Below are 2,672 nucleotides of genomic sequence, written 5' to 3' on the forward strand. Positions count from 1 at the left end.
CGCTTCGAAATCGAGCGTCGGGTTCAAGAGCCCGGTGGCTTTTTCGACCTGTACGGCGCTGAGTTTCCCCTTGGCCGCGCTGGCCTCGTAATTCTTGCGCATGACGCCGGTGCCGCGGTCGAGCGCTTCCTGGGTCATTTCGACGATGGTCACCGGAATGCCGGCCGACAGGAAGTTCATCGAGATACCGCCGCCCATCGTCCCCGCACCGATCATGCCGACGCGCTTGATGTCGCGCTGTTTCGTGTCGGCGGGAACGCCGTCAATCTTGGCAGCTTGGCGTTCGGCGAAGAAGAAATATTGCTGCGCCTTGGACTGGGTTCCGCTCATCAGTTCCATGAACAGGCGGCGCTCGTCCTTGACGCCCTCGCCATAGGGCTTGGCAACCGCCGCCTCGACCGCCTGGATGTTGAATTCTGGTGCTTCGAAGCCGCGAAACTTCCGGGCGTTGGCCTTGCGAAATTCCGCGAAGAGCGCCGGATCGGTCCCGTCGACCTTATCCTGCCGCGCCGACGAAATCGGCAGCGGGCGAATGTCCTTGACCTCTTCGGCGAAGGCAACGGCATGCTGAGCGAGATCGCCTTCGACGATCCGATCGACCAGGCCGACGGCAGCAGCGTCCTTGGCCGAAATCGGCATTCCGCTGGTGACCATCTCGAGTGCCTTCGCCACGCCGGCAACGCGCGGCAGGCGTTGGGTGCCGCCCGCACCGGGGAGCAGCCCGAGCTTCACCTCCGGCACGCCGAGCTTCGCCGACGGCGCGGCCACACGATAGTGACAGCCGAGCGCAACTTCGAGCCCGCCGCCGAGTGCGGTGCCGTGAATCGCGGCGACCACCGGCTTGGGACAAGTCTCGATCAAGTCGACCACTTCGGGCAGCCATGGCATGATCGGCGGCTTGCCAAATTCGGTGATGTCGGCGCCGGCGAAGAAGGTTTGGCCATCGCAGCGGATGACAACCGCCTTGATCGCGTCGTCGCCGCTTGCTTCCTCAATCGCCGCGACCAGTCCCTGCCGGACCGCCGCACCGAGCGCGTTGACAGGGGGATTGTTGGACGTGACGATCAGGATGTCACCGTGGCGCGTGGTCGAGACGGGGCTGTCGGTCATGTTAGACTCCGGATCAAATGGCCGTGCGGCCGTAGCGTTGCGCGTTGAAGGGATGCGAGGAACTGAGCCCGCCATCGACGACCAGCGCGTGGCCGTTGACATAGCTGGCTTCGTCCGAGGCGAGGAACAGGGCGACATTGGCGATTTCATTTGGTTCGCCGCCGCGCTGGAGCGGGTTCAAGTGGCCGAGCATGTCGGCCTGACCCTTGGCGCGGGCACGCTCGTAGACGAATTCGGTCATGCCGGTTTCGACCAAGCCGGGGCAAATGGCGTTGACGCGGACCTTTGAACCGGTGAGCTGCTGCGCGGCGGATTTGACCAGGCTGATGACGCCGGCCTTTGATGCAGAATAAGCTGGCCCGCCGGCACCCGAGCGAAGACCCGCGACCGAGGCGGTGCAGATGATCGATCCGCCCGCGGTCATGACCGGGGCGGCGTGCTTGATCATCAGGAAGGGGCCGATGAGGTTGACCCGAAGGATCTCGTTCCAGTCATCGACCGACTGTTCGAAGATCGACGCCAGCCCGCCCGAGATGCCGGCGTTGGCGAAGACGATGTCGAGGCGGCCATGATCGGCGATGGCCTGATCCACGAGCGCTTTGACGGCCGAGTCGTCACCCGCGTCGCAAGTGACGTCGGCGCCGTGGAGGTCGGCGCCGATGACGGTTGCGCCTTCGCGGCGGAAGTGGTCGACGGTCGCCTTGCCGATGCCCGAGCCGGCGCCGGTGACGATCGCGACCTTGCCCGAAAGGCGTGTCATTTCCCCGCCCCGAAAGTGGTGCCGCCGTCGACGATCAGCGCCTGGCCGGTGACGAAGCTGGCGGCGTCGGAGGCGAGGAAGACTGCGGCGCCGGCAATCTCGTGGGGCTCGCCGATGCGTTGAAGGGCGGCGAAGCTGGTGACCAGCTTGAGCGTGTCGGGATTTTCCCACAGCGTTTTCGCGAAGTCGGTGCGGACGAGGCCGGGGGCGATGGCGTTGACGCGCACGCCCTCGGGACCAAACTCGCTGGCGAGGTTACGCACCATCTGGAGGTCGGCGGCTTTCGAGATGGCGTAGGCACCGATGCTCTTCGAGCTCATCACGCCGCCGACCGACGAGATGATGATGATCGAGCCATTGCCTTTCGCGAGCATCACGGGGGCAGTCATCTGGATCAGCCAGTGGTTGGCCAGTACGTTGTTGTCGAAGATCTTGCGGAACTGATCGTCGGTGATCGTGCCGAGCGGGCCATAGTGCGGGTTGGAGGCGGCGTTGCAGACGAGAACGTCGGCCGGGCCAAGCAGGCGGCCGGTCTCGTCGACCATGTGCTGGAGCGCGTCCTTCGAGGACAGGCTGGCGGCGACGGGGATGGCGGTGCCGGATCCGTGGTCGGCGTTGATCGCAGCGGCAACGGCGTCGCAACTGTCCTGATTACGCGAGGAAATGCAGATTTTTGCGCCATGCGCGGCGAGCCCTTGGGCAATGGCGAGGCCGATGCCGCGCGAGGAGCCGGTGACGATGGCCACCTTGCCATTCAGGTCGAACAGCCGTTTCATTCGACGAGTTCCGGATATTTGCCGAA

General features: G+C 64.9%; 3 protein-coding genes. All 3 read right to left on the bottom strand.

From position 1 onward, the window contains the following. Positions 1 to 1,110, bottom strand: a 1,110-nt coding sequence (locus RMN84_RS03435) for an enoyl-CoA hydratase-related protein (RefSeq protein ID WP_309610807.1), incomplete at its 3' end; no start/stop codon positions are given. 13 nt (positions 1,111 to 1,123) lie between these two features. Beyond that, positions 1,124 to 1,870, bottom strand: a complete 747-nt coding sequence (locus RMN84_RS03440; RefSeq protein ID WP_309610808.1) for an SDR family oxidoreductase — start codon at positions 1,868 to 1,870, stop codon at positions 1,124 to 1,126. Next, positions 1,867 to 2,646, bottom strand: a complete 780-nt coding sequence (locus tag RMN84_RS03445) for an SDR family oxidoreductase (RefSeq protein WP_309610809.1) — start codon at positions 2,644 to 2,646, stop codon at positions 1,867 to 1,869. The genes RMN84_RS03440 and RMN84_RS03445 overlap by 4 nt, the downstream gene beginning before the upstream one ends. Between the last annotated feature and the right edge of the window lie 26 nt (positions 2,647 to 2,672).

This window comes from Sphingomonas sp., from assembly GCF_031380695.1.
Lineage (GTDB): Bacteria > Pseudomonadota > Alphaproteobacteria > Sphingomonadales > Sphingomonadaceae > Sphingomicrobium.